Below are 25,622 nucleotides of genomic sequence, written 5' to 3' on the forward strand. Positions count from 1 at the left end.
TTGGCTTGCTCTACTAAAATAGCGCCCTTCAAAATTACTAAGGTCGGCCGTGTTAGTTAACTACAATCCCCCTATGAGTCCGTATTTAACGATACTTTTTCAGGATGACGACTTACTGATAGTTAATAAACCAAGTGAGTTATTAACTGTCCCAGGTAAAGATCCTAAACATGCCGACAGCTTAATTAATCGTGTTAATCGTGTTTTTCCAACAGCAAGAATAGTGCACCGCTTAGATATGGCGACTTCTGGCATACTGTGCCTTGCCATGAATAAAGCAGCGCACAGACATTTAAGTATGCAGTTTCAAGAGCGCGAAACAGCTAAACGTTACATAGCACGTGTATACGGACAACTTGAAGCTGAAACAGGATCAGTAGATTTACCCCTTATTTGTGATTGGCCTAATCGCCCTAAACAAATGGTTGATCACGACAGAGGTAAACCTTCGCTTACGCATTTCAAAATACTTGAGCGTGAAGAAAATGCAACCCGTGTAGAGCTAACTCCCATCACTGGTCGCTCACATCAATTACGTGTGCATATGTTAAGCCTGGGTCATCCTATTTTAGGTGATAGACTTTACGCCCACAAAGAGGCACTTGCTGCCGCTCCTCGCTTACAATTACATGCACAAATGCTGAAATTAAAGCACCCCGTAACTGAGCAAGTACTTACTTTTGAAGCCGAATTAGAGTTTTAACAGGTTTAAATTTACTAGCTAATTCGCTCTATACATTAAACTTTTAGATAACCTTGCCGATACCTAACTAATTGTCATTAGTTAGGTGCGTTATGCTATTTACACGGTTTTTAAAAGGGGCTTTTTATATACAGCTCAGCTGTGCCCTACTTTTAGCTAACCCCATCAGCGCGGCTGAATATATTGCTCCACCTAGCCTATCAAGTATTGAAAATAGCGATATTGAGCGACTACTGCCAAGTGATGAAATAAAGCCTATATTGGCGGGTGAAACAGAATTTTTAAGCCTTTACAGCGAGTACATGAGTAGTAATTTTAGAGGTATCGTAATACTTATACCCGATTGGCATTCTTCACCTACCAATAATTCAGGTATGAGCTACTTGCGCAAAGAGCTTAATAATTTAGGTTACAGCACCTACGCAATGACAGTGCCCGACATTGACTGGCAAGCAAGTAAACTGGCAAAAACAACGCCCAGCGAAACCGAAGCTGCGCCTAGTAAAACCGATGAACCTGCATCACCCGACACAGCAACAAACGCACAATCACAGCCTGCAAAAATCAAAGATGAGCCTCATTACGTTAATGCAATTGAAAAAGTAACTGACGACATACTTGATAACTATAAAATAAATCTCATTTCTCGGTTTAATGCGCTGTATCAAACCGCTATGGAAGATTCGAGTAATATAGTGGTTATTGCACAAGGTACAAGTGCAGGTGTGTTGTTGGAGTACTATGCAGATTTTCCAGATGAGAGACTAGATGCGTTTATAAGTTTGAGCAGTTACTTACCTAATACTAAACGTAACGAAAGTTTGAGCCAGACAGCGTCACTTGTTACACCCGCCTTACTTGATATTTACTACGCAAATGACAGCACAGACATTTTAATGAGCCTTAAAAGTCGTCAGCGCTGGGTTAACCGAAATGCAAAATTTGATTACCGCCAACGCCAATTGTTTGGCCTGCGCGATCAACCTAGTCAACACGCACGCCTAACAAAAGAAATAGACGGTTTTTTACGCCGACTTTTTTAAATACTCATAAGCGGCTTGAATATCTTGGCTCTTTTTAACAGCCAATTCCATCATGTGCTTTGGTAAACCTTGCGATACTAATTTATCTGGATGGTGTTGCGACATAAGTTTACGGTACGCTACCTTTATATCACGCTGTGTTGCATCGCTATTTAAGCCTAATAACGCCAATGCTTGAGCGCGGTTCATATTATTATTTGGCGGTACATGGTGGCCAGAACCCTCACGGTAACTACTACTTTGACCTTGGCTTTGTTGCTGCTGATTAAAGCGCTGTTGTTGCTTTCTAAAGTTAAACTCAGCTTGATAACGTTTTAATACAAATGCAAAGTGTGTTTTAGAAATGCCTAGCTGTTTACTTACTTCTGCTAATAATTGCTTTTCTTGTTCGGCTAATACCCCGTCAGAAAACGCCATTTGTATTTGTATTTCTAAAAACAACTGTATTAGATCGTTTCGTTTAGCAAAGCGTTCTTTAAAATCGTGTACTGTTTCTTTAAGTGAAAAGTCGCTCTCTTTACCTGACTGAAATGCATGTTGTGCTTCGCGGCGTTCTTCGCCCTTTAAGCCCATTTCATCCATAAACAAGTTAGCCGCTTTTATGTGTATTTCGCTCACTCGGCCATTCGATTTTGCAATGTGCCCCATAACAGCGAAGCAGCTTGAAAAGAATAAAGCTTGGCGCTCGTGAACATCGTCACCACTAAATAAGCTAGAAAAACCGCCTGCTTTATCAAAGTTATTTTTTAAGCTTTTATCAAATAAATGTCCTAGGTATAAACCTAAAATAGCACCAAATATTTTGCCAAACATAAAGCCAAAACAAAAACCGAGAATTTTTCCCCACATCTATAATACTGCCTTTTTAAAAATTGAGTTGTTACGCCTCAAGGCGCGTGTTTAATTGGTTTAAACGCTCTGGTGTACCAATGTCATCCCACTGCCCTATATAGAGCTCAGTAGAGACTAAATGTTCATTTAGCTTTTCACGTAAAATAGGCCCTAAAGGGCGAATACCTTGCGTTAATCCTTTAAAAAAATCAGCCTGATAGCGGCCAATCCCTGAAAATGTATATTTTTGACTCTCGGCCGGCAAATGGCTCAACGCAAAGTCGCCATCTGGATTGTGTGGCGGGTTTTCTATAAGCACTATGTGCGCCTCACCGGGTTGTAAATGAAGTTGCATTAGCGCGCTTACATCGTAGTCGGTGTATACATCGCCATTTATTACAATGAACGAGTCGCCCAACAACGGTAACGCTTCAATAATACCGCCGGCAGTTTCAAGGCCACCTTCAACTTCTTGGCTATAAAGTATATTTACGCCCAATTGACTGCCATCTTTAAAGTAGTCTTTTATTTTATCACCCTGCCACGCAAGGTTTATTACAATATCGGTAATGCCGGCAGCTTTAAGGTTATTTATATGGTGCTCAATAAGTGGTTTTTCTGTCACTTTTAACATTGGCTTTGGCATATTTTGCGTTAGTGGCATCATTCTTTGACCGCGCCCTGCAGCTAAAATCATCGCTTTCATGAGCGCTCCTTTGCTAACTTTTCAGTCACTTTTGGCACTATGGTATTTTTTGTCCACTCACTCAATGCTTTAAGCTCTGGGTAATTTGCTGCTACTTCAATAATGTAATCAAGCGTCGGTAAAATATTATCTAAATAACCTGTTTTACCATCGCGTAAATACAATCGACAAAATATACCCGCAGCCTTTAAGTGGCGCTGTAATCCGGTTAAATCAAACCAATATTTAAACTCATCGAATGAAGTGTTAGCCATTAAATTTTGAGCTGTAAACTCTTGATAAGCAAAATCAAGTAAACTTGTTAACTCTTTTTGAGGCAGTTTAAAGTAGCAATCGCGTAGTAGCGATACTAAGTCGTAGCAAAGCGGCCCGCGTACAGCATCTTGATAATCTATAATTGCCCACTGGCCGTTACTGTTCATAATATTACGGCTATGGTAATCGCGATGAACGGTAACAGTGGGTTGCTCAAGCATGGCCTTTATTAATAGCTCTGAACTTGTTTGCCATATTATTTTTTGTTCGGCACTGAGTGGCTCATTAATAAAGTCGCTTACTAACCACTGGCTAAATATATCAAGCTCTAGCTTTATAAAATCTTCGTTATACGCTTGCATAGCAGAAGCTGTGGGCGTTTTTGCCCACTGAGCACTTAAACTAATTAATGCTTGGTAATGCTCGGTGCGATTTGCATCATCAAGCATGTCAGCTAAGTGCGTACTGCCTAAATCACTGAGGATAAAAAAGCCCTGCTTTTCATCGCTTGCAATAATAGTGGGAAGTAAAAAACCTTGCTCAACAAACACCTGGTTTAGCGAAATGTAAGGTTCGTTATTCACTTTTTTTGGATCTGAGTCCATCACTATTAAATGTTTATTATCGTGATTTAAACGATAATAACGGCGAAAGCTAGCATCCCCCGTGATCGCGTTTAAAGTATGCGACTTGGCATTAAGGTGTGTGTTTATAAATTGTTGTAAATTCTCAAAGCGTGTCATTTTATTAGATATCTATTTTTATAGGTCAATTACTGTAATTGCCATTATTTTCCTTTATTATGTGTATATTATATTAAACACAAAGTATTAAGGTCGATAAATGAGCAAAACCTGGGGCATATTGATGCTAAGCGTAGTTAGCGCACCATCGCTTGCCGAAACTGAACTGGCACACAACCTTTGTGGCATTTCAATGCAAACCAGAGCTTGGCAACCACTTGAAGGCCTTAACCTTGGTGAAGTTGATATCCAAGCTGATGATGTTGAGCTACTTGGCACTCAAAGCGCTGAATTTACCGGCAATGTTGATATTAACACCCTTAAGATGAGTTTGTCCGCACAAACTGCGTTGATAGACAAACAGCGTGGTTTATTAAATGCAACGGGGCCAATTACTTATCAAGACTACGTAAGTAAAGTAAACAGCACCGGATTAAATGCCGATTTAAATAATTCAGAAGTCAGTTTGTTAGGCGCAGACTACAGCCTAACCGAACAACAAGGTAAAGGCGGCGCTGAAAAGCTCACTGTTAATCAGTCTGGCCTATTACTCATGAATGCAAGCTTTACTACTTGCCCAAGTGACACCCCAGCATGGGAAATTGAAGCTGACGAAATAAACCTTTCACGCGAAGAAGGCTGGGGCGAAACATATAACGCCGTATTGCGTATTTTAGATACACCGGTTTTATATTTACCTTATTTTACATTCCCGCTGGATGAGCGTCGTAAATCGGGCTTACTTACCCCGACCATTTCAAGCTCTGACAAATACGGCCTTGAAACAATTACGCCGTATTATTTAAATATTGCACCTAATTTTGATGCCACTATTACCCCTCGTTATATGTCTAACAAAGGGCTGCAATTACAAACAGAATTTAGATACCTAACAGAGCAACACGAAGGCTTAGTAGGGATTGAATACTTAGATAGTGATGATTCTGAGCCTGATTTAAATGAACGCTACATGTTTCATTGGCAACAGCAAAGCTACCTAGGTGAAAACTGGCGCGCAAACGTTGATATAACCAATGTGAGTGATGATAACTACATCACCGACTTAACTTCAAACTACGCAAGTAAAACCGATACTCAATTGTATCGTACTGGCTCACTTACCCATTTAGGTGATACATGGCGCACCGATATAAAAGTGCAAAACTTTGAAGTACTCGGCGATCACTTAGAGTCATACACTGCAATACCACAAGTTAATTTTACGCAAACAGCGCCTTGGCGTTTTGATAATTTTGACTTTAGTGTGTCGGGCGAGATTAGCCATTTTACTAATGATTCATCAGAAGTGGCCATAGACAGCGCAACTCGTGTACACGTAGAGCCAAAAGCACGCTACAACTACGCTACGCATGCGTGGTCATTTTTATCTGAAGTGAGCTTATTACAAACAAATTATAAGCAAAGCGGAAACTTAACCGGCACGCAATACAGCGATACCGTATCGCGTACTATCCCAAAAGTACGTTTGTACTCTCAACTTAACTTTGAGCGTGAAGCATCTTACTTTTTCGAAGATGGTATACAAACACTAGAGCCGCAAATTCAGTATTTATATACACCTAATAAAGATCAGTCAGACATTGGCTTGTTTGATACAACCAAACTGCAAGATGATTATTATGGTTTATTTAGAGACGTGCGCTTTTCGGGTGTTGACCGTATAGCAGCTGCTAATCAGTTTACTTTAGGTGCTACAACGCGCTTATTTGATAAAAAACAAGAAGAAGTGTTTAACTTTAGTGCGGGCCAAATATTTTATTTAAGTGACGATGCCAAGCCAACAGAGCAAGGCTTAAACTCAGACACTAATTATAATGCACTATTTGCAGCTCAAACCATGTTACATTGGCACCGCCGTTGGTACCTCGCTGGAGGTATTCAATATGATACAGATGGCAAGCAAATGGTACAGTCAAATGTAACGCTTGATTATAAAGGTGATAATAATCAGCTAGTACAATTGAACCATCGCTATGCAAATGATGTCTCAGGAAATACAATCGAGCAAGCAGGTGTATTTACAAGTATTCCTATTAGCGACGAATGGCAATTTATTGCGAGCTATCATCGAGATCTTGAAAACAACAGAAGTATCGAAGTATTGAGCGGATTACAGTATGAATCATGCTGTTGGGCTATCCAAATTACTGGCCATCGCCAAATTGAAACTGATTTAAATCAGTCAATAGGACAAGAACAAGCAACTTTTGATTCAGGTATTAGTTTGAATTTTGTATTAAAAGGACTTGGCAGTAAAAGCCGTTATGATGCACAAAAATTATTACAACAAGGTATTTTTGGCTATCGTAGACCGTATTTTCTTAGTAACTAGAGTACTATCAGCAAGAGTAGTAAAAAGAATATGAATTTAAAAAAATTATTAACATCAGCAGTTTTAAGTGCCAGCCTTTGTCAAAGTGTAATGGCTGCACCAGTAGAAATAGATAAAGTTATTGGCGTTGTAAACCAAGGCGTAATTTTAAAAAGCGAAGTAGACACCATAATTGATCGTGTTAAAAAGCAAGCACAAGAACAAGGCCAGCAATTACCAAAAGATGAAACACTTCGTGTACAAGCTGTAGAGCGTTTAGTTAATCAAGCGCTTATGATGCAAATGGCTGAGCGTATGGGGTTACAAATCTCAGACAGCCAACTCGATCAAACTCTCGCTAACATGGCAAAAGAGCAAGGCGGAACAATTGCCGACTTACGCCGCACTATTGAAGGTTCGGGCGAAAGCTTTCAAGCTTACCGTGAAGAAATTCGTAAAGAAATCACAACGCAGCAAGTAACACGTGCAAGCGTTGATCGTCGTATTTATATTAGCGAACAAGAAGTTGATAACCTTTTAAAAATTATGGAAACCCAAGGTCAAAGTGCTGAAGAGTACGACATTGGTCATATTTTAATAGATATCCCTAACGATGCGACAGCTGACGAAATTGCTGATGCAAAAACACGTGCAGATAAGGTTATTGAGCTATTAAACGATGGCCAAGAGTTTAAGCGTATTGCTATTTCATCATCAAGCGGCTCTAAAGCACTTGAAGGTGGACAACTTGGTTACATGGGCATTAACGAAATGCCATCGCTTTTTGCTGAAGCAGTAAAAGGGCAAAAGAAAGGCGCTATTGTTGGCCCACTTCGCTCTGGTGCTGGTTTTCATATCATTAAAGTACAAGACGTTCGTGGCCTACAAGTTGTAGAAACAACTGAAGTACGTTCACGCCATATACTTATTAAACCTTCAATTATTTTAAGTGAAGAAAAAGCACGCTCAATGCTTGCAGGCTTTGCAAAAGACTTACGTGCAGGAACAGCCGACTTTGGTGAACTTGCTAAAGAGTACTCAGAAGATCCTGGCTCTGCACTTAAAGGTGGCGAGTACGATTGGACAGATCCAACTACCTACGTACCTGCGTTTAAAGATACATTACTTTCTCTTAAAGAAAATGAAATAAGCGAACCGTTTAGAACACAGTTTGGTTGGCATATTGTGCAGTTACTTGGCAAACGTGTAGCTGATAAAACTGAACTAGCTAAACGTAACCGTGCTCACGGTATGTTGTTTAACCGTAAATTTAAGGAAGAAAGTTTTAACTGGCAGCAAGAAATGCGCGAGCAAGCTCACGTTGAAATTTTCCCTATAGACTAATAAATATGACTCTAAGAATTGCTATTACACCGGGTGAACCAGCCGGTATTGGCCCAGATTTGCTACTCACGCTTGCTCAGCAAGCGTGGGACGCTCAACTAATAGCGATTGCTGATGGCAAACTATTAAAAGAGCGTGCAAAGCATTTAGGCTTAACAATAAACTTAATTAAATTTGATGATAATGCCCCCGCCATAGCAGCACCTGCAGGCAGTTTGTATATTCATCAGGTTGATTTAGGTGCGGATGTAGAGCTTGGCGTACTAAACGACGGTAACGGCCAATACGTGTTAGATACCTTGCGTATAGCAAGTGAAAAAAACATGGATGGCACGTTCGATGCGGTTGTTACGGGCCCTGTTCACAAAGGCATTATTAACAAAGCGGGCATTTCATTTAGCGGACACACTGAGTATTTTGCGCAGCAATCAAATACTGCAGATGTGGTTATGATGCTTGCAACTGAAGGTTTACGTGTTGCACTTGTAACCACGCATATTCCTCTTGCGTATGTATCGCGTGCCATTACTCCTGAGCGCTTAACTAAAGTAGCGGGTATTTTAAATCACGACTTACAAACTAAGTTTGGGATAGAAAAACCACGTATTTTAGTGTGTGGCTTAAACCCACATGCAGGTGAAGATGGCCATTTAGGTCGTGAAGAAATAGAAACAATCACCCCAACGCTTGAAATACTTAGAAGCGAAGGGATGAATTTAATTGGCCCACTACCGGCCGATACCTTATTTCAACATAAATACCTATCTGAAGCAGATGCAGTACTTGCTATGTATCACGATCAGGGATTACCTGTGCTAAAATACAAAGGATTTGGTAAATCGGTAAATATTACCCTTGGCTTACCATTTATCCGCACCTCAGTTGACCACGGTACTGCACTCGATTTAGCAGGTACTGGTACAGCTGACGTTGGCAGTTTTGAATTAGCGATCCGCGAAGCAATTAAGCTCGCCCAAGAAAAAGCACAAAATCAATGACCGATAAAGTACATTTAGGACACCGCGCTCGTAAGCGTTTTGGGCAAAACTTTTTATTTGATGAATCTATCATCGATAAAATAGTCTCTGCGATTGATCCTAAACCAGAAGACAACTTAGTAGAAATTGGCCCCGGCCTTGGCGCAATTACTGAGCCAGTAGCCGACTTAAGCGGCCATTTAACGGTTGTTGAATTAGATAAAGATTTAGCACAGCGATTAATTGAACATCCATTTTTGGGTCCTAAATTAACCGTTAACCAAGGCGATGCAATGACGTTTGACTTTGCAAGCTTGGTTCGCGATGACAAAAAATTAAAAGTGTTTGGTAACTTACCTTACAATATTTCGACACCGTTATTGTTTCACCTTTTTGAATTTTCAGATCATATTGAGCACATGCACTTTATGCTTCAAAAAGAAGTAGTAAAACGCATGGTAGCAGGCCCAGGTAGTAAAACATTTGGTCGCTTAAGCGTAATGACTCAATATTACTGTAATGCAATGCCGGTTGTTGAAGTACCACCTGAGTGCTTTAAACCAGCGCCAAAAGTTGACTCTGCTGTTATTCGTTTAATACCTAAAAAGCCAGAGCAACGTACAGCAAAAAGCGTTAAAATTTTAAACACCGTGTGTTTAGAAGCATTTAACCAGCGCCGTAAAACGCTACGTAATAGTTTAGGTAACTTACTTACCGCAGAAGAACTAACTAGCATTGGCATTGATATAACGCTGCGTGCTGAGCGCTTATCTTTACAACAATTTATTGATATAGCTAACTGGATTTATGACAACAAGCAGTAACATTGAATCGCCTGTAAAGGTATCTGTAGAAACATTTTACGTAGAAGGCCAATCTCAACCTGAGCTTGAAAAATACGTATTTGCTTACTCGGTAACAATTAAAAACCATAGTTTATGCAGTGCAAAATTACTGAGCCGCTATTGGTTAATTACCGATGCAAATGGCAAACAAGTAGAAGTTGAAGGCGAAGGCGTTGTTGGCGAAATGCCAGATATTGGCCCAGGCGAAAGCTATAAATACACCAGCGGTGCAATTTTAGATACACCTGTAGGCACTATGCAAGGCCATTACACGTTACGCAACGAGTTTGGCTCTGAGTTTCAGGCGCCTATTAATGTGTTTCGTTTGGCTTGCCCTAACATTTTGCATTAAGCACTTAGATGGCAGATTATGCGATAGGTGATTTACAAGGGTGTTTTAGTGAATTTAACACCCTTTTACAACGGGTTGATTTTAAGCCAAGTAAAGATCACCTATATTTAGTTGGCGACATAGTTGCTCGCGGGCCTGACTCCCTAGCCTGCTTAGACTATATTTACCAACATCAAAATAGCATGACCATCACTTTAGGCAATCACGACCTTCACATGGTTGCCTGCTACTTTCTTAACAAACCTATCAATCCAAAAGATAAATTAAACTCAATATTTGAAAGCCCTAAATTGGCTAACTACATCGCTTTTTTACAAACCCAGCCATTGGCTTTAGAGCTTATAAAACATAACTGCTTTATATCTCATGCGGGGTTAAATCCCGATTGGTCTGTTGAAGATGCGCTAAAACAAGCTCAATTTGCACAAAGCTGTTATCAATCAAGTAACGCAAAAGCGTTTTTTGAACACATGTATCAGCCTCACCCCGCAAAGTGGTCTAACACCCTTGATGACTTTGCAAAGTTTAGATACATAGTTAATTACTTTACCCGCATGCGTTTTTTAACAAGTGATAACACACTCGAGCTTAATGCAAAGGGTGGAATAACCGACAGCGAAACTCTCACTCCTTGGTTTAACCACCCCAATATAGCTAAATCTAAACACGATATTATTTTTGGTCACTGGGCCGCACTTGAAGGTAGAACAGGTAATTCACGGGTTCACGCCCTAGATACAGGCTGCGTATGGGGTAACACCATGAGCCTAATGGAGCTGAGTACTAAAAAAGTAATTACAGAAAAATCCCACCTTTCGTCTAAATAAACTGAAAAAAACTAATACATCTGTTAGATTTATCAATTAATAGTTAAAATTAGTTAAAGTAATTGATTTTAATTACTTAACTTATCTGAATTAAAGCCGATAAGTCTTAATTGAAGTACTTTTGAGTGGAAATCTTATGAACCTGACAGTAAGCCAACGTATTTGGGGTGGTTTTATATTTATCACCTTATTATTATTAATAATTGGTGGTAACTCCTTAATAAAAATAGCAAACATCGATCGTTCTACTCAAAAGGTGAACCAACTATCACTTCCTGCATTAAATAAAAGCTCTGAGCTGCAAGCCGAATTTATTTTAATGAGTAAAGCAGCCCAAGCGAGCTTTTACACAACATCAGCCAATGAGCTTGCGCCAATAAAAGCTCAGGTACTTGAGCAAAAACAGTTATTCAACACTTTGCACCGTGAACTTCAAGACGTAGTAAAAAACGATACAGCGCTTAATCAAAGTAGCCAAAACGTTGAAAAAACCTATTTAAGCTTTTTAAGTACTGTTGAAAATTTATTAGAAGACAAAAGCAAACAACTTGCGCTTAATAAATCTTTGAATGCACAACTCGAAAGCATTGAGCTTACAGCTGAGGATGCCAATTCAGTTGTACTTGATATTATTGATATAGATGGGTTTGAGCAAAACTATCCACGTGCTTATCAAGCTGCAAATAATTTAGAAAACAACTTTATGTCGGTAGTTAGTAACAGCACCGATATGCTAACTGTTAAAACACTTAATACACTCGACATCGTTAAAAACGAGCAAACGTATTACTTAGAAGAAGTAATACGTACCGTTGCGTTAATTCAACCTGCTATTGAGCAAACACATACCGACCTATATTCAAGCTTAAAAGGGTATGTTGATACCCTAGAAAATAATATCAAAGGTAACAACGGCCTAGCAGCAAACAAAAAGCGTTTAATTGATTCAATTACACTTACGCAAACAGAGCTTGCCCAGTCGGAGCAAGCAACCAAAATGGCACTTAACCAAATTGATGAGTTAGTTAATCAAGCAAGTGACGTTGCGTTCAAATTACAGCAAGGTGTACGTAGCGACGTAGATTCAGCTAATTTATGGACCTGGGTTGGTATGATCATAGCCACTTTATTAGCTATCGCGATTGCTATTATTACCGTTAGCCGCATTACTAAGCCCCTTGCTGAAGTCAACCGTATTTTAGATATTGTTGCCAGTGGTGACATGACACAACGATTAGACGACAGCGCTAAAGACGAATTTGGCGAACTATCTAAAAGTTGTAATACGCTAATTGATAGCTTACGCAGCTTAATTAAAGGCATTATTTCCCGCTCTACTCAGCTTGCAGCAGCATCAGAGGAAACATCTGCCATTACCGCTGAATCAAGCCAAGCAATCCGTAATCAACAAGCACAAGTTGAACAAGCGGCTACTGCAACAACCGAAATGAGCAGTACATCGCAAACAGTTAGCAACAGCGCTCAACAAGCACTTAGCGAAATTAAAAATGCTGACAAAGAAGCTGAGCGTGTTAAAGGTATTTCGAACAACAATAAAGCAACTATTGAACAGCTTGCTCGTGAAGTAGATGACGCTTCACAAGTTATTAATAAACTACATCAAGATAGCGCATCAATTGGCAGTATTTTAGATGTAATACGAGGAATAGCGGATCAAACTAACTTACTTGCACTAAATGCCGCAATTGAAGCCGCACGTGCTGGTGAATATGGCCGAGGCTTTGCTGTTGTAGCAGACGAAGTACGCTCACTAGCGAGTAAAACTCAAGAGTCGACCCAAGAGATACAAGCGATGATTGAATCGCTACAAACAGGCGCAGAAGCCGCAGTAACGGCAATGAGCAAAGGTAAGCAACGCGCTGTATCGTGTGTTGAGCAAACAGACCTAGCAAGTAGCGCACTTGATTCGATTACATTTGCCGTTTCGCAAGCACATGATGTAAGTGAAGAGATTTCGACAGCAGCGCTTGAGCAACAACAAGTAGCACAAGAAATTAGCGAACGTCTTGAGTCGATTGTAGCCATAGCAGAGCAAACAGCCGAAGGTGCTAATCAAACCAACATCTCAAGTTCAGAAGTAGCAAAACTTGCCGAAGAACTTCGCTTGTCGGTAGACGAATTCAAAGTTTAGGTTTACTAAAACGATTAAAAACCCCGATGATACAGTGTATCATCGGGGTTTTTGTTTATCTGTACTTTAGAAGCGAGGTATAAAACCTCACCTACAATATACACACCCTGTAGGTGCGAATTTACTTCGCGCTCATCTAACTTAACTTCACCAAATCAAGGTATAAAACCTCCCCTACAATATACACACCCTGTAGGTGCGAATTTACTTCGCGCTAATGTAATTAAACTTCACCAAAGCGAGGTATAAAACCTAACCTACAATATATGCCCACCTGTAGGTGCGAATTTACTTCACCCTTATGCAACTGAAAATACTGCTTTTATTTATAAAAATCTTTATACCATTTAACTAATTCGTTAACACCTTGCTTAACGTCAACCTGCGCTTTATAACCTGTTACATTAAATAAATCTGTAGTGTCGGCAAAGGTTTTATAAACATCACCTGCTTGCATTTCACGGAAGTTCTTTTTAGCTTCAGTACCTAACTCAGCCTCAATAGCTTCAATAAACTTCATTAAATTTATTGGGCTCCCGTGACCAATGTTATAAACTGAATAAGGAGCAGAGCTAGATGCTGGCGAGCCAGTTTCTACTCTCCAATCCGGATTCGCAACAGGTATAACATTGGCTGCACGTACAACCCCTTCTACTATGTCGTCTATGTAAGTAAAATCACGCCACATATCGCCGTTGTTGTTTATATCAATCGTGTCGCCGGCAAGTATTTTTTTAGTAAAAATATACGGCGCCATATCAGGGCGACCCCATGGGCCATAAACGGTAAAAAAGCGCAGCCCTGTTGTAGGTAGGCTATACAAGTGAGAATAGCTATGCGCCATTAGCTCATTCGCTTTTTTAGTTGCGGCATAAAACGATACCGGGTGATCAACACTGTCAGTTGTTTCAAACGGTGTTTTTTCGTTTAAGCCATATACAGAGCTCGATGAAGCATAAACCAAGTGTTTAACTTTATTATTACGACACCCTTCAAGCACATTTAAGTGCCCTACTAAGTTAGAGTCTGCATAAGCATCTGGGTTTTCTATTGAATACCTAACACCGGCCTGCGCCGCTAAATGGATTACTTTATCAAACTGCTGTGCTTTAAATAGCTCGCTCATTGCTGAGCGTTCACTTATATCAAGCTTAATAAATGTAAACGCTTCATGGCTTTCAAACTGCGCTAAACGAGCTAGTTTTAAATTTACATCGTAATAGTCATTAAGGTTATCAATACCAACGACTACATGGCCGGCCGCTAACAATTTTTGGCATGTTGCCGCACCAATAAAACCAGCAGCACCCGTTACTAAATATTTCATAATTTCCTATGCTTTAAGTAGATAAAGTTGAAAGTTGAAGACTAAAAGCCTAACCCCAAGTTTCAATAGTTTTCATTAAGGCAGATATTATTTTTGATAACTGCCTAGACTCTTCTATCCAAGTCCGTACTTTTACCTCAATGCCTTTAACTTTTAAAGCTATACTTATTTTCTAACGCGCCAGCAAGCAAGGCGCCTACAACAATAACATCGCAATTATACGGCTGAGTCGTAGGCGTAAAGTTTGCGCACGTACAAAAAACACTAATTTCAACTATAAGCCTTTAACCTTTGAACTTTGTTTATTAATCGCTACCAAACAAATCGCGAGTATAAACTTTGTCAGCAATATCACTGAGCTCTTCAACCATACGGTTAGATACAACAACGTCAGATATTTGCTTGAACTCGTTTAAATCTTTAATTACACGAGAGTGATAAAACTCATTTTCTTTAAGTACAGGTTCGTAAACTACAACCTCAATACCTTTCGCTTTAATACGCTTCATAATGCCTTGAATAGCAGAAGCCCTAAAGTTATCAGATCCTGTTTTCATTACTAAGCGATAAACACCAACCACTTTAGGGCTGCGCTTAATTATTGAGTCTGCAATAAAGTCTTTACGTGTGGTATTGGCATCAACAATTGCACCAATAATGTTGTTTGGTACACTTGCATAGTTTGCTCGCAATTGCTTTGTATCTTTTGGCAAGCAGTAGCCACCATAACCAAATGATGGGTTATTGTAATGACCACCAATACGCGGGTCTAAACTAACGCCCTGTATAATCTGTTTAGAGTTCAAGCCATGTGCTTCAGCGTAGCTATCAAGCTCATTAAAATAAGCGACGCGCATTGCTAAGTAAGTATTTGAGAATAACTTAATAGCTTCGGCTTCTGTTGAGTCAGTAAAAAGTACTTCAATATCTTCTTTGATAGCGCCTTGCTTAAGTAAGTTAGCAAATACACTTGCACGCTCACTTTGCTCACCAACAACAATACGCGATGGGTATAGGTTATCGTGTAGCGCTTTACCTTCACGTAAAAACTCCGGTGAAAATATTAAATTACTAATACCCAACGTCTCTTTAATATTTTGCGTAAAACCAACGGGTATAGTCGACTTAATCACCATAACCGCATTTGGGTTATGCGCTATCGCATCTTTAATTACAGCTTCTACAGAACTTGTATTAAAGTAATTGTTTTCTACATCGTAATCAGTGGGTGTAGCTATAATGACAAAATCAGCATTTTTATAGGCTGCCACTTTGTCTGTAGTGGCTGTAAAATTTAAGTTGCTTCGTGTTAAAAACTCACTAATTTCGATATCAACAATAGGTGACTTTTTGTCATTTAAAAGTGCTATTTTTTGCTCATCTATATCTAATGCAACTACTTCATTGTGTTGTGCTAGCAACATAGCATTAGAAAGGCCTACATAACCTGTACCCACTACGGAAACCTTCATTTTATTCCCTTAATATTTATAGTATTAATCATTTTAATTTTACTTTATGAGCGTTCACTTAAGAACAATTTTATCACCCATAAGACAGAGGTACTACATCGAGAAGTTATTAGCACAATAAAAACCCACCCCGTAGGTGCGAATTTACTTCGCGTTCATCTAATTTAACTTTACAAAAAGTGAGGTATAAAACCTCGCCTAAAAACAATTTCACCACCGAGAGCACTGAGGCGCTTCGCGCAACACAGAGAAGTTATTAGCTCTTCTCCTTGTCTTCTCGGTGGTGATAATAATGTCTTAATTACTTACTCTATAAGCAAGGTATAAAACCTCGCCTAAAAACAATTTCACCACCGAGAACACAGAAGCGCTTCGCGCTACACAGAAAAGTTATTAGATCTTTTCCTTCACTTCTCCTTGCCTTCTCGGTGGTGATAATAATGTCTTAATCACTTACTCTATAAACAAGCTATAAAACCTCACCTACAAAACATTTTTACCACCGAGAACACAGAGGCGCTTCGCGCTGCACGGAGAAGTTATTAGATCCTCTCCTTCACTTCTCCTTGTCTTCTCGTTGGTGATAATAATGTCTTAATTACTTTATGAGCGAGGTATAAAACCTCACCTACAAAACAATTTTACCACCGAGAACACCGAGGCGCTTCGCGCTACACAGAGAAGTTATTTGATCTTCTCCTTCACTTCTCCTTGTCTTCTCGGTGGTGATAATAATGTCTTAATCACTTTATGAGTATTTAGCCCAAAACAATTTTACCACCGAGAGCACAGAGGCGCTTCGCGCTACACAGAGAAGTTATTTGATCTTCTCCTTGTCTTCTCGGTGGTGGTAATAATGTCTTAATCACTTTATGAGCATTTAGCCCAAAACAATTTTACCACCGAGAACACCGAGGCGCTTCGCGCTACACAGAGAAGTTATTAGATCTTCTCTTTCACTTCTCTTTACCCTCTGTGTTGATAACTATTGCTTATTCACTTCGTGAATTCACTTAATAAATAAGATTTAGAACTCATATAAATACATTACTTATAGTAACCTACTAGTTCAGTTATAAAACTTGAAAGTTGCGACTCAGGCAGCTCATTAATTCCAGCAGCAGCCGCTCGCCCACCACCAGTTGCAAACTTACTACATATATCAACAGCTCCCTGCTTATTACTAAGCGGAGCACGCACACTAACAGTGTAACTTCCCTTATTGTTACTTGTAATAACACCATGAGCTTTAGCCGGAGCTTGGTTAGCTAAATCATTACCCAATACACCACTAACACGACGAGCCCAAGCCTCATCATCCAATAAAATAATTTTTGCAGTATCACAATCATGCAGAACTTTGGCTCCTGCAGCTTTTTTCATATCAGCTTTATAAGCACGCTCTAAAGTATAGTAAGCAGAGTTTTCATCGTTAATGGCATCAAGCGGCGATTTATATTGCAAAAGTTGCTCGTAAAGCTTCTCTGGTGCAAAATGTAAATCAGCAACTTCACTCCCATAACCATTATAATTAATATACGTACCAAATGCCTTTAGCTGCGATTTTTGTAATTCAGTCAGTTTTAACTTATCAGCTTCAGCATCAGCCTTTGCAAATAAATTATCACCATATGCAGCAGTAATTGCCCACAGGTGGAATTGATTATTAAGTAAATCGCTCACAATTAAACTGGTGCACATATTTGCATCCAGATCTATATGAGGAAATAAATTTGCGTGATTAGGAATGTCACCTGCTTTGTGATGGTCAACATACATAACTTTAGCGCCAGCCGTTAAAGCATCATGAAGAGCTGGCATATTTTTTTCCATTGAAATATCAAGCACACGAATACAGTCGCCTGATTGTGGTGTTACTTTTTTTAGTAACTGAATATCACGCTTAACCCCAGTTACTTTAACTGTGTCTGTCGGATTAGCGAGTTGTAACTGAAGTAATGCGATAATACCATCAGCATCACCATTAAAAACATCGTATTTCATAATAGTCTCAAAGTCAGAAAACAAAGTACTTAGCTTAACAAAGCGGTTAATCTTTAAATTATTCAGGTATCAAAATCTGAATACCTATAATTTTATAACTTCTTTTTCTTTTAAATACTGAATAATTTGCTCAACACTTTGTTCAATACTTTGCTGTGCTGTTTTTACATGTAACTCTGGTGATGTTGGTACATCAAAAGCAGAGCTAATCCCCGTAAAGTTAGGTATTTCGCCAGCTCTCGCTTTTTTATACAAACCTTTAGGATCGCGGCTTTCGCATACTTCTATTGGAGTATCAATAAACACCTCAATAAACTCACCGTTGGCCATAATACTGCGAGCCTGGGCACGATCTGTAGCAAATGGAGAAATAAATGCTGTCGACACTATTAAGCCAGCATCAACAAATAACTTAGCAACTTCACTAATACGACGAATATTTTCAATACGGTCTTCATCGCTAAATGTGAGCCCTTTATTGAGACCCATACGAACATTGTCACCATCTAACAAATAAGTATGACAACCTAATTCAAATAATTTTAATTCCACCGCATTAGCAATAGTAGACTTACCTGAGCCACTTAATCCCGTATACCAAAGCAAAACCGGCTTATGTCCTTTATGACCTTGCTTTTGTTCTCGTGACACCGTTTGCGTGTGCCATACTATATTTTCATCCTGGCTCATTAATATACCTTACCTTTTATTCTTGTACGGCCCGAGGTAACCCCACACCGACGTAATATAATTTAAAATGTGACACTATAGTCCATTACATGTCTACTTAAACGGAAAAAACACCGGAATACAAACTAAAACAACCACTGCATAAACAACACTGACAGGTAAGCCCATTTTAACAAAGTCATTTAATCTATAGTTACCGGCATTAAAAACCATTAAATTAGTTTGATAACCATAAGGGCTTATAAAGCTTCCACTTGCAGCAAAAGCAACTGTCATAACAAACGGCAAAACATCTACTCCAAACCCAAGCGCAATCGTATAACCTATAGGAAACATTAATGCAGCTGCCGCGTTATTAGTCACAAACTCAGTCATTAACCAAGTTGCTATATAAACAAAAATTAAAGCAATATATACATAACTCGGATCGTTATACTGACCAATAAAATCGCCTAATGTAACTACTACACCAGAATTAACTAAAGCATTTGAAAGCAAAATTGCCGACGAAACAACTAACCAAATATCAACTGGAAAGCGTCTAACCAGCTCATTCGTAGTTAAACTACGAGTGAATAATAACGCTCCGAGTAATAATACCAAACCTTCTAATAAATCTAGAATACCAAAAGCGGCCAGTACAATGATTGAAATAAAACCACCAATAGATAGCCAAGCACGCCACCCATTTATTCTTGATTCAGGCTCAACACCAGAAAGTACTAAAAAGTTTTTATTAATATTGGTTCTTGTTTTGTAATCTTTACCCACCGCTAAGACTAAAAAGTCACCAGAACGAATTACAACATCCCCTAACTTTCCAGAGACCTGCTCACCATCGCGTCTAATTGCAACTACAGCAGCATCAAATAAAGCCCTAAAACCTGTTGTTTTTAAGGTTTTACCAACAATAATACTTTCTTGTCTAACTACTACTTCAGTTAAATTGCTATTTAACGTACCGTTTTTTTCAGCAAAAATCTCTAAGCCTGTAAATTGTCCAAGCTGAAGTAACTTAGTAACTTCGCCACAAAATATAAGCCTATCAGAGCACTGTATAACCTCCGAAGGAGACACGGGGCTAATTAAGTGCCCCTTTCTCACTATTTCAACTAAAAACAATGACTCTAAATGCCTCAAGCCATTAGCTTCAACGGAACGCCCGATAAGCTCAGAGTTTTCAGCAACCTTAGCATCAATAAAATACCCTTCAGAGGTCGCCTTTTTTTGCTCAATACTGGGTAACATATTCGTGCAAAAATACATAACAACACCACAGCAAACAACTAAAATAGCCCCAATTGCTGTGAACGAAAAAAACGACAGTGAACGTCCAGAAACCTCAATATACATTGAGTTAACAATCAAATTAGTTGACGTTCCTATAAGTGTTAAAGTACCACCTAAAATAGAAGCGTAGGAAAGAGGTAAAAGTAGTTTACTCGAAAAGTGGTGAGGATTATTACGTATAGGAGAAAGTAACGTAGCGACAACAGCTGTATTATTTAAAATAGACGAAAAAAGTGTAGTAACTCCAAATAACCTAAACCAAGTAGAATGGTAACTACTCACAATTATTTTAGATGCTACAACCCTTAACAAACGTGTTTTTTCAAGTGCTAAAGAGCACAATACAAGTAAAATTAAAGTCACTAAACCAGGGTTTGCAATGCTTGTTAAAAATTGTTCTTTAGTAACCAAATCACAAGCTATCAAAGCAATAAGTGTCGCTCCAAAAACAGCGACAGGCCTTCCTTGAATAACAATTAATCCAGTAACCGTAAGTGCAAAAATAAAAAGCGTTAGATAAGCATCTAATGGCATAATTATAGTAGCCATCCATAGTTAATAAAACAAAAGTGCGGGCTCAAAAAGCCCACAATGCTTAGCACGAGCAATCTATCGGATTACTTTTGCATCCCAATGAGGAAAGTGTTTACGAACCAACGCATTAAACTCAACTTCAAAAACAGAGTGTTGGCTTTGCGATTTATTCGTTTTAGCATCCAGAGGCTTACGTATCATCCCAGCACCAACAGTTACGTTAGTTAAGCGATCAATAATAATAAACGCTCCTGTGTGCTTATTAGTATCATAAGCATCAAATTGTACAGGTGCTGTCAAAGCAAATTGACAGTTACCAATCTCATTTAAGTTTAGCTGCGACGCTTCTTTTTGCTCTAGCGTATTCACGTCAACTTTATAGTTAACAGCTTCTACGTGGCCAAAAACAGACTTACTGCCAACTTTTATTTCATACTCACGGTCAACTTGTAGTGCCTCTTCAGTCATCCAAACCACATCAGCTTCTAAATTAGCAGATGAATGAGGTTTTTGATGAGGGCGCACTAGCATATCGCCACGACTAACATCAATCTCATCTTCAAGCGTTAATGTAATAGCCATACCAGCAGAAGCTTTTTCAAGGTTGCCATCAAAAGTAACTATTGATTTAACTTTACTTTCTTTACCTGAAGGTAATGACGCAACAGTATCCCCTACTCTAATATCGCCAGCAGCTATAGTGCCACTAAAGCCACGAAAATCTAAATTAGGGCGGTTAACATATTGTACTTGCAGTCTAAATTCATCATTTTTAGCATGCGTCACTGAAACCGTGTTTAAAAGCTTCATTAGCGTAGAACCAGGATACCAAGACATCGCTTCACTTTCATTTACTACGTTATCACCACGCAGTGCCGAAATTGGTACAAAACGTATATCATCAAAAGATAATTTTTCAGCAAACTCTCGGTAATCTTTTTTAATGTTTTGATAAACAGATTGCTCGTAACCGACTGCATCCATTTTATTAATGGCAATAACTACATTTTTAATTCCTAACAAAGAACAAATATAGCTATGGCGACGTGTTTGAACTTGCACACCATGGCGAGCATCAATCAAAATAATTGCTAAATCACATGTTGAAGCGCCCGTTGCCATATTACGAGTATATTGCTCATGCCCTGGCGTATCGGCAATAATAAATTTACGTTGATCCGTTGCAAAGTATCGATATGCAACATCAATTGTAATACCTTGCTCACGCTCCGACTGAAGGCCATCAACTAAAAGCGCTAAGTCAAAATCGTTATCTGTAGTGTTAAAGCGTTTTGAATCTTTTTCGATAGCAGCCATCTGATCTTCAAAGATCATTTTGCTGTCGTAAAGTAAACGGCCAATTAACGTTGATTTACCATCATCTACACTGCCGCAGGTTAAAATACGCAGCATATCTTTGTTTTCGTGTACTTTTAAATAAGCTTCAATATCGGTTGCAAGTAAGTTTGGTTGGGTTTGTTCAGTCATTTTAATTCCTTTATAAGCTGTAAGCTACGAGCTGCGGGCTATAAGCTATAAGCTATAAGCTATAAGCTATAAGCTATAAGCTATAAGCATTATTCTGTTGCTATTGAGTTTTTTAAGCTATTGATCATAGCGTGTAACTCTTTGGATTCTATAACCCATTCACGGCCAGTATCGTTATTTATATAACCAATTTCTATGCCGATATAAATCTGGGTTCGGGCTTCTGAAAGAGATGAACGTGCAATATCTAAAAAGCGGCGCTTTTCTTTATTACTATCTCTAGTCATCCCTTCTGCTATATTGCTCGGTACAGATAATCCTGCACGTGTGAGTTGATCTCTAAAGCCATAGTCACGTAAGTCTGCTGTTATTTTATAAATTTGTGCGGATAACCTTGCTGAACGTTTCCATACTTCTAGCTTTTCAAAGTTCATAATAATCCTTTTTATAAAGTCATCAGATCTAAGATTTAAAATCTATATATCACTTGTTTTACTTACAACTTACGGCTTTAAACTTATAGCTTTGTTTTAAAAATACCCTTCCATTTTTTTCTTTTCCATAGAACCAGCTGAATCGTTATCGATTACTCGACCTTGGCGCTCAGACGTAGTACAAAGCAGCATTTCTTGGATAATTTCAGGTAGTGTTTGAGCCACAGACTCAACAGCACCAGTTAATGGATAGCAACCCAATGTTCTAAAGCGAACCATTTTTTGCTGAACTTCTTCGCCTTTTTCAAGCTCCATTCGTTCATCATCAACCATAATTAATGTGCCATCACGCTCAACAACAGGACGCTCTTGTGCAAAATATAATGACGGAATTTCAATGCCTTCAAGGTATATGTATTGCCAAATATCTAACTCAGTCCAGTTACTTAGTGGAAATACACGAATGCTTTCACCTTTATCAACTTTGCCGTTATAAACATTCCAAAGCTCTGGGCGTTGATTTTTAGGATCCCAGCGATGGTTTTTATCACGGAATGAATAAACACGCTCTTTAGCACGAGATTTTTCTTCATCACGTCGAGCACCACCAAACGCAGCATCAAAACCGTTCATATCAAGCGCCTGCTTTAAACCCTGAGTTTTCATAATGTCAGTATGTTTAGCACTACCGTGAACAAATGGGCTAATCCCCATTTCTAAACCTTCTGGATTTTTATGAACAATTAAATCAAAACCATGCTTGTCAGCCATTTGGTCTCTAAACTGAATCATTTCTTTAAATTTCCAGTTTGTATCTACATGCATTAACGGAAAAGGGATTTTACCAGGATAAAAAGCTTTACGGGCTAAGTGTAATAGCACCGAAGAATCTTTACCTACAGAGTAAAGCATTACCGGATTACCAAACTCTGCGGCCACTTCACGCATTATATGAATTGACTCAGCTTCGAGCGCCTTTAGGTGGGTTAACTTTTCTTCATTCATAACGTTTGTTTATATCCTAAATTATCAAAATCCATCCAAGCCAATTATCTTCATTACTTTATTTGGCTAAACTAAAACTATTATGCGTACTAGTTTAAATATTATAAACACCGCATTCAATGCGCAAGTATGCGTTCATAGTACTATATTATTCACTAAGGTGCTGAGTGCTTCATCAAGAAAATAAATAATCCTTATTTACTCTATAAGCGAGGTATAAAACCTTACCTATAAGACAATTTTACCACCGAGGGCACCGAGGCGCTGCGCGCTACACTGAGAAGTAATTGGTAATAAGTAACGCCAGCAAGCTGCGTGTCTACAAATTCTAATTACTTCTCCTTCACTTCTCTGTGTTCTCGGTGGTGATAATTATTTATTCTCTTTATGAGCTAAATACAAAATTTCATCTAAATAGTAAATTTTAAAACTATTTCCAATGTTGATCATAAGGGCCTTTTCGACCTAGCAACCCATCGTAAATGCCTTTGAGCATAAATCCAGCACGATTGCGTCTATTTTTTTGCATGACTGAATTTAAAAAAAAGCGTATTGGCATAAAAAACAAACATCTCGCTTTCCAATAATTAGGAACGTAAGCCCTACGGCTCAGCAACAAAATATTTCTAAACTGGTAATATAGCCTAATAGGAGCCCCTACTTTATAAGTTATACCCACAAACTTGCTGCGAGAATCACCTAAGCGATGAACCATTTCTACATTTTTGGCTTTAGCAACATCAAATCCCATACTTCGAGCACGCCAGCACCACTCGTGATCAACCCCATCAATAAATAAAGATTCGTCTTTTAAACCTATATGATCAAGAGCGCTTAAATCTATCATCATCCCAGAAGCGATTATTTGAGTAACACCAACTAGGTCGTCGTATTCGAACACCTCTTTTTGAACCATAGGGTTTACTTTTTTATCCGAAAAACTACAACGGATCCTAGGTCCAATAGCAACCACATTTTGTTTGATTTTATTCGATGCCTTAAGCAAACTACTTAAATTAAACACCATATCAGTAGGTATTGAGCTGTCTTGATCAAGTAAAATAGCGTACTCGCAACCCGCTTTTAGCAAATGTATTAAGCCTGCGTTATGCGCCGACGCAATCCCAGAATTAGAAGAGAGATGAATATAGTGATAGTGCTCTATAATTTTACTAAAATCGTGAGGGGTCGGGCTATTATCTACAATAACCACTTCTTCTGTTTGACCGTATAAACGGGTTAATAAACGCTCAAGCAAAGGTAAGTCTGGCTTATACACAACTAATACTGTACCAATCATAATTTAGTTATGCTTCTTTAAATTAAGTAAAAAACGGTCAGCCTTGTAGGCCAATTTAATTACCCAAGACGGCATCATACGCAAAGCCAAAACAAACAATGCATAGCAATAGTTTTTAATAGACTTTTGTGAAAGTAAATCCATAGCAAGCAACCTTGCCCTAAACTCATTAACCGACTTACCTCTGCCACGTCTTTTATAAAAACCATTAATGCGTCTAAAGTGAAGTAAAGGCTCTTTTACATTAGCAAATCTACAGCCATCATTAGCCAAGGCAATCCATAAAAAATAATCTTGGGTATTACGCATAGCCACTAAATAACGGTGTCCACGTTCAAATACATTATATCTAATAGCCACTGTTGGATGATTGATAGGGCAGCGTCGTGAAAAGGCCTGTAGCAGCTTAGTATGGCTTAATGGAAGTCTGCGAATACCAGCTCTATTCCCCTGCTCATCAACTTCCCACAAAGCAGAGCCTAATATATCTACATCTTGATGTTTTTCTAGTAAATTAATTTGCTTTTCAAAGCGATGCAAAACGCATATATCGTCGGCATCCATCCTAAAAAAGTATTTAGGCTTTAAAGGCAAAGTAATATTAATAATATGATTCATACATGCACTCAACCCCTGGTTTTTAATACCATGCACAAGCATTAAGTTTACATACTCTTTTTCAATTTTAGTTAAGTAAAGTGAAATATCATCAGAGACTTTACCATCAATCACAACCATAAAAAGATCAGGGGGTAGTGTTTGCTTTAAAACACTTTCAATAGCTTGTGTAACCCACTCCAAGCGATCATTTATATAAACAGACATACCACAAACCACATTCACATTGTCAGCAATAGGGTAAGTAGACTGTAATACAAACTGATTATTAGTTGTCAAAATGGGAATCACACTCTCTCAATAAAAACATAAAACAACTAAAAACAGTTATTTAAAATAACAAAGCCTAA

At 38.7% G+C, this 25,622-nt stretch carries 22 protein-coding genes; 9 read left to right on the forward strand and 13 right to left on the reverse strand.

The window, feature by feature from the left end; genetic code table 11:
- Positions 1–49 precede the first annotated feature (49 nt).
- Both rluA and ABX891_RS15735 read left to right on the forward strand, forming a co-directional pair.
- A complete protein-coding gene (gene rluA, locus ABX891_RS15730) occupies positions 50–703 on the forward strand; it encodes a bifunctional tRNA pseudouridine(32) synthase/23S rRNA pseudouridine(746) synthase RluA (RefSeq protein ID WP_165743705.1) in 654 nt (217 codons plus the stop codon).
- A 92-nt stretch (positions 704–795) separates the two neighbouring features.
- Complete coding sequence (locus ABX891_RS15735; RefSeq protein ID WP_354629861.1) at positions 796–1,746, forward strand: DUF3530 family protein; 951 nt, start codon at positions 796–798, stop codon at positions 1,744–1,746.
- On the opposite strand, the gene djlA is transcribed toward ABX891_RS15735, so the two are convergent.
- From djlA to ABX891_RS15750, 3 genes are read right to left on the reverse strand one after another with little or no spacing between them, the layout of a single operon-like run.
- Positions 1,729–2,595, reverse strand: a complete 867-nt coding sequence (gene djlA / locus ABX891_RS15740) for a co-chaperone DjlA (RefSeq protein WP_002960826.1) — start codon at positions 2,593–2,595, stop codon at positions 1,729–1,731. The genes ABX891_RS15735 and djlA overlap by 18 nt on opposite strands.
- A gap of 31 nt (positions 2,596–2,626) precedes the next feature.
- Positions 2,627–3,283, reverse strand: a complete 657-nt coding sequence (murU, locus tag ABX891_RS15745) for an N-acetylmuramate alpha-1-phosphate uridylyltransferase MurU (RefSeq protein ID WP_354629863.1) — start codon at positions 3,281–3,283, stop codon at positions 2,627–2,629.
- Complete coding sequence (locus ABX891_RS15750; protein WP_354629865.1) at positions 3,280–4,281, reverse strand: aminoglycoside phosphotransferase family protein; 1,002 nt, start codon at positions 4,279–4,281, stop codon at positions 3,280–3,282. Before ABX891_RS15750 ends, murU begins: the two co-directional genes overlap by 4 nt.
- Positions 4,282–4,381: 100 nt before the next feature.
- Between ABX891_RS15750 and lptD the strand changes: the two genes are divergently transcribed.
- The 7 genes from lptD to ABX891_RS15785 all read left to right on the forward strand — a co-directional run bounded on the left by lptD (position 4,382) and on the right by ABX891_RS15785 (position 13,110).
- Positions 4,382–6,634: an LPS assembly protein LptD gene (lptD, locus tag ABX891_RS15755; RefSeq protein ID WP_309168288.1), complete on the forward strand. Its 2,253-nt coding sequence runs from the start codon at positions 4,382–4,384 to the stop codon at positions 6,632–6,634.
- Between the two features lie 30 nt (positions 6,635–6,664).
- Positions 6,665–7,957 carry a peptidylprolyl isomerase SurA gene (gene surA / locus ABX891_RS15760; protein WP_182681674.1) on the forward strand — a complete coding sequence of 431 codons (1,293 nt, stop codon included), beginning with the start codon at positions 6,665–6,667 and terminating at the stop codon, positions 7,955–7,957.
- A gap of 5 nt (positions 7,958–7,962) precedes the next feature.
- Positions 7,963–8,955 carry a 4-hydroxythreonine-4-phosphate dehydrogenase PdxA gene (gene pdxA, locus ABX891_RS15765; RefSeq protein WP_039485530.1) on the forward strand — a complete coding sequence of 331 codons (993 nt, stop codon included), beginning with the start codon at positions 7,963–7,965 and terminating at the stop codon, positions 8,953–8,955.
- The gene (gene rsmA / locus ABX891_RS15770) at positions 8,952–9,758 is read left to right on the forward strand and encodes a 16S rRNA (adenine(1518)-N(6)/adenine(1519)-N(6))-dimethyltransferase RsmA (protein WP_002960838.1); all 807 of its coding nucleotides are present in this window, start codon (positions 8,952–8,954) and stop codon (positions 9,756–9,758) included. The genes pdxA and rsmA overlap by 4 nt, the downstream gene beginning before the upstream one ends.
- A complete protein-coding gene (apaG, locus tag ABX891_RS15775; protein ID WP_354629868.1) occupies positions 9,742–10,131 on the forward strand; it encodes a Co2+/Mg2+ efflux facilitator ApaG/CorD in 390 nt (129 codons plus the stop codon). The genes rsmA and apaG overlap by 17 nt, the downstream gene beginning before the upstream one ends.
- 8 nt (positions 10,132–10,139) lie before the next feature.
- On the forward strand, positions 10,140–10,958 hold the full coding sequence (locus tag ABX891_RS15780; protein ID WP_354629870.1) for a symmetrical bis(5'-nucleosyl)-tetraphosphatase: 819 nt from the start codon (positions 10,140–10,142) through the stop codon (positions 10,956–10,958).
- Positions 10,959–11,094: 136 nt separating this feature from the next.
- On the forward strand, positions 11,095–13,110 hold the full coding sequence (locus ABX891_RS15785) for a methyl-accepting chemotaxis protein (protein WP_354629872.1): 2,016 nt from the start codon (positions 11,095–11,097) through the stop codon (positions 13,108–13,110).
- 322 nt (positions 13,111–13,432) lie between these two features.
- Here the strand turns inward: ABX891_RS15785 and ABX891_RS15790 are convergent, their stop codons facing one another.
- The 10 genes from ABX891_RS15790 to ABX891_RS15835 all read right to left on the reverse strand — a co-directional run bounded on the left by ABX891_RS15790 (position 13,433) and on the right by ABX891_RS15835 (position 25,551).
- Positions 13,433–14,437, reverse strand: a complete 1,005-nt coding sequence (locus ABX891_RS15790) for an NAD-dependent epimerase (protein ID WP_354629873.1) — start codon at positions 14,435–14,437, stop codon at positions 13,433–13,435.
- A gap of 305 nt (positions 14,438–14,742) precedes the next feature.
- Positions 14,743–15,909, reverse strand: coding sequence for a nucleotide sugar dehydrogenase (locus ABX891_RS15795; protein WP_354629875.1), 1,167 nt, complete (start codon positions 15,907–15,909; stop codon positions 14,743–14,745).
- Positions 15,910–16,956: 1,047 nt separating this feature from the next.
- The gene (locus tag ABX891_RS15800; protein WP_354629876.1) at positions 16,957–17,913 is read right to left on the reverse strand and encodes a DHH family phosphoesterase; all 957 of its coding nucleotides are present in this window, start codon (positions 17,911–17,913) and stop codon (positions 16,957–16,959) included.
- Between the two features lie 84 nt (positions 17,914–17,997).
- On the reverse strand, positions 17,998–18,603 hold the full coding sequence (gene cysC / locus ABX891_RS15805; protein ID WP_002963143.1) for an adenylyl-sulfate kinase: 606 nt from the start codon (positions 18,601–18,603) through the stop codon (positions 17,998–18,000).
- Between the two features lie 93 nt (positions 18,604–18,696).
- Positions 18,697–20,427 (reverse strand): SLC13 family permease, encoded by a 1,731-nt coding sequence (locus tag ABX891_RS15810; protein WP_354629878.1) that lies wholly within the window; start codon positions 20,425–20,427, stop codon positions 18,697–18,699.
- A 75-nt stretch (positions 20,428–20,502) separates the two neighbouring features.
- Positions 20,503–21,915, reverse strand: coding sequence for a sulfate adenylyltransferase subunit CysN (gene cysN / locus ABX891_RS15815; protein WP_024596726.1), 1,413 nt, complete (start codon positions 21,913–21,915; stop codon positions 20,503–20,505).
- 89 nt (positions 21,916–22,004) lie between these two features.
- The gene (locus tag ABX891_RS15820; protein ID WP_024596727.1) at positions 22,005–22,349 is read right to left on the reverse strand and encodes a four helix bundle protein; all 345 of its coding nucleotides are present in this window, start codon (positions 22,347–22,349) and stop codon (positions 22,005–22,007) included.
- A 96-nt stretch (positions 22,350–22,445) separates the two neighbouring features.
- Positions 22,446–23,354, reverse strand: a complete 909-nt coding sequence (gene cysD / locus ABX891_RS15825; RefSeq protein ID WP_354629880.1) for a sulfate adenylyltransferase subunit CysD — start codon at positions 23,352–23,354, stop codon at positions 22,446–22,448.
- Positions 23,355–23,784: 430 nt separating this feature from the next.
- Complete coding sequence (locus tag ABX891_RS15830) at positions 23,785–24,654, reverse strand: glycosyltransferase family 2 protein (RefSeq protein WP_354629882.1); 870 nt, start codon at positions 24,652–24,654, stop codon at positions 23,785–23,787.
- A 3-nt stretch (positions 24,655–24,657) separates the two neighbouring features.
- Entirely contained in the window at positions 24,658–25,551 is an 894-nt protein-coding gene (locus tag ABX891_RS15835) for a glycosyltransferase (protein ID WP_354629883.1), read from the reverse strand.
- Positions 25,552–25,622: the final 71 nt, after the last annotated feature.

The organism is Pseudoalteromonas sp. NCIMB 1079 (assembly GCF_040567695.1).
Lineage (GTDB): Bacteria > Pseudomonadota > Gammaproteobacteria > Enterobacterales > Alteromonadaceae > Pseudoalteromonas > Pseudoalteromonas distincta.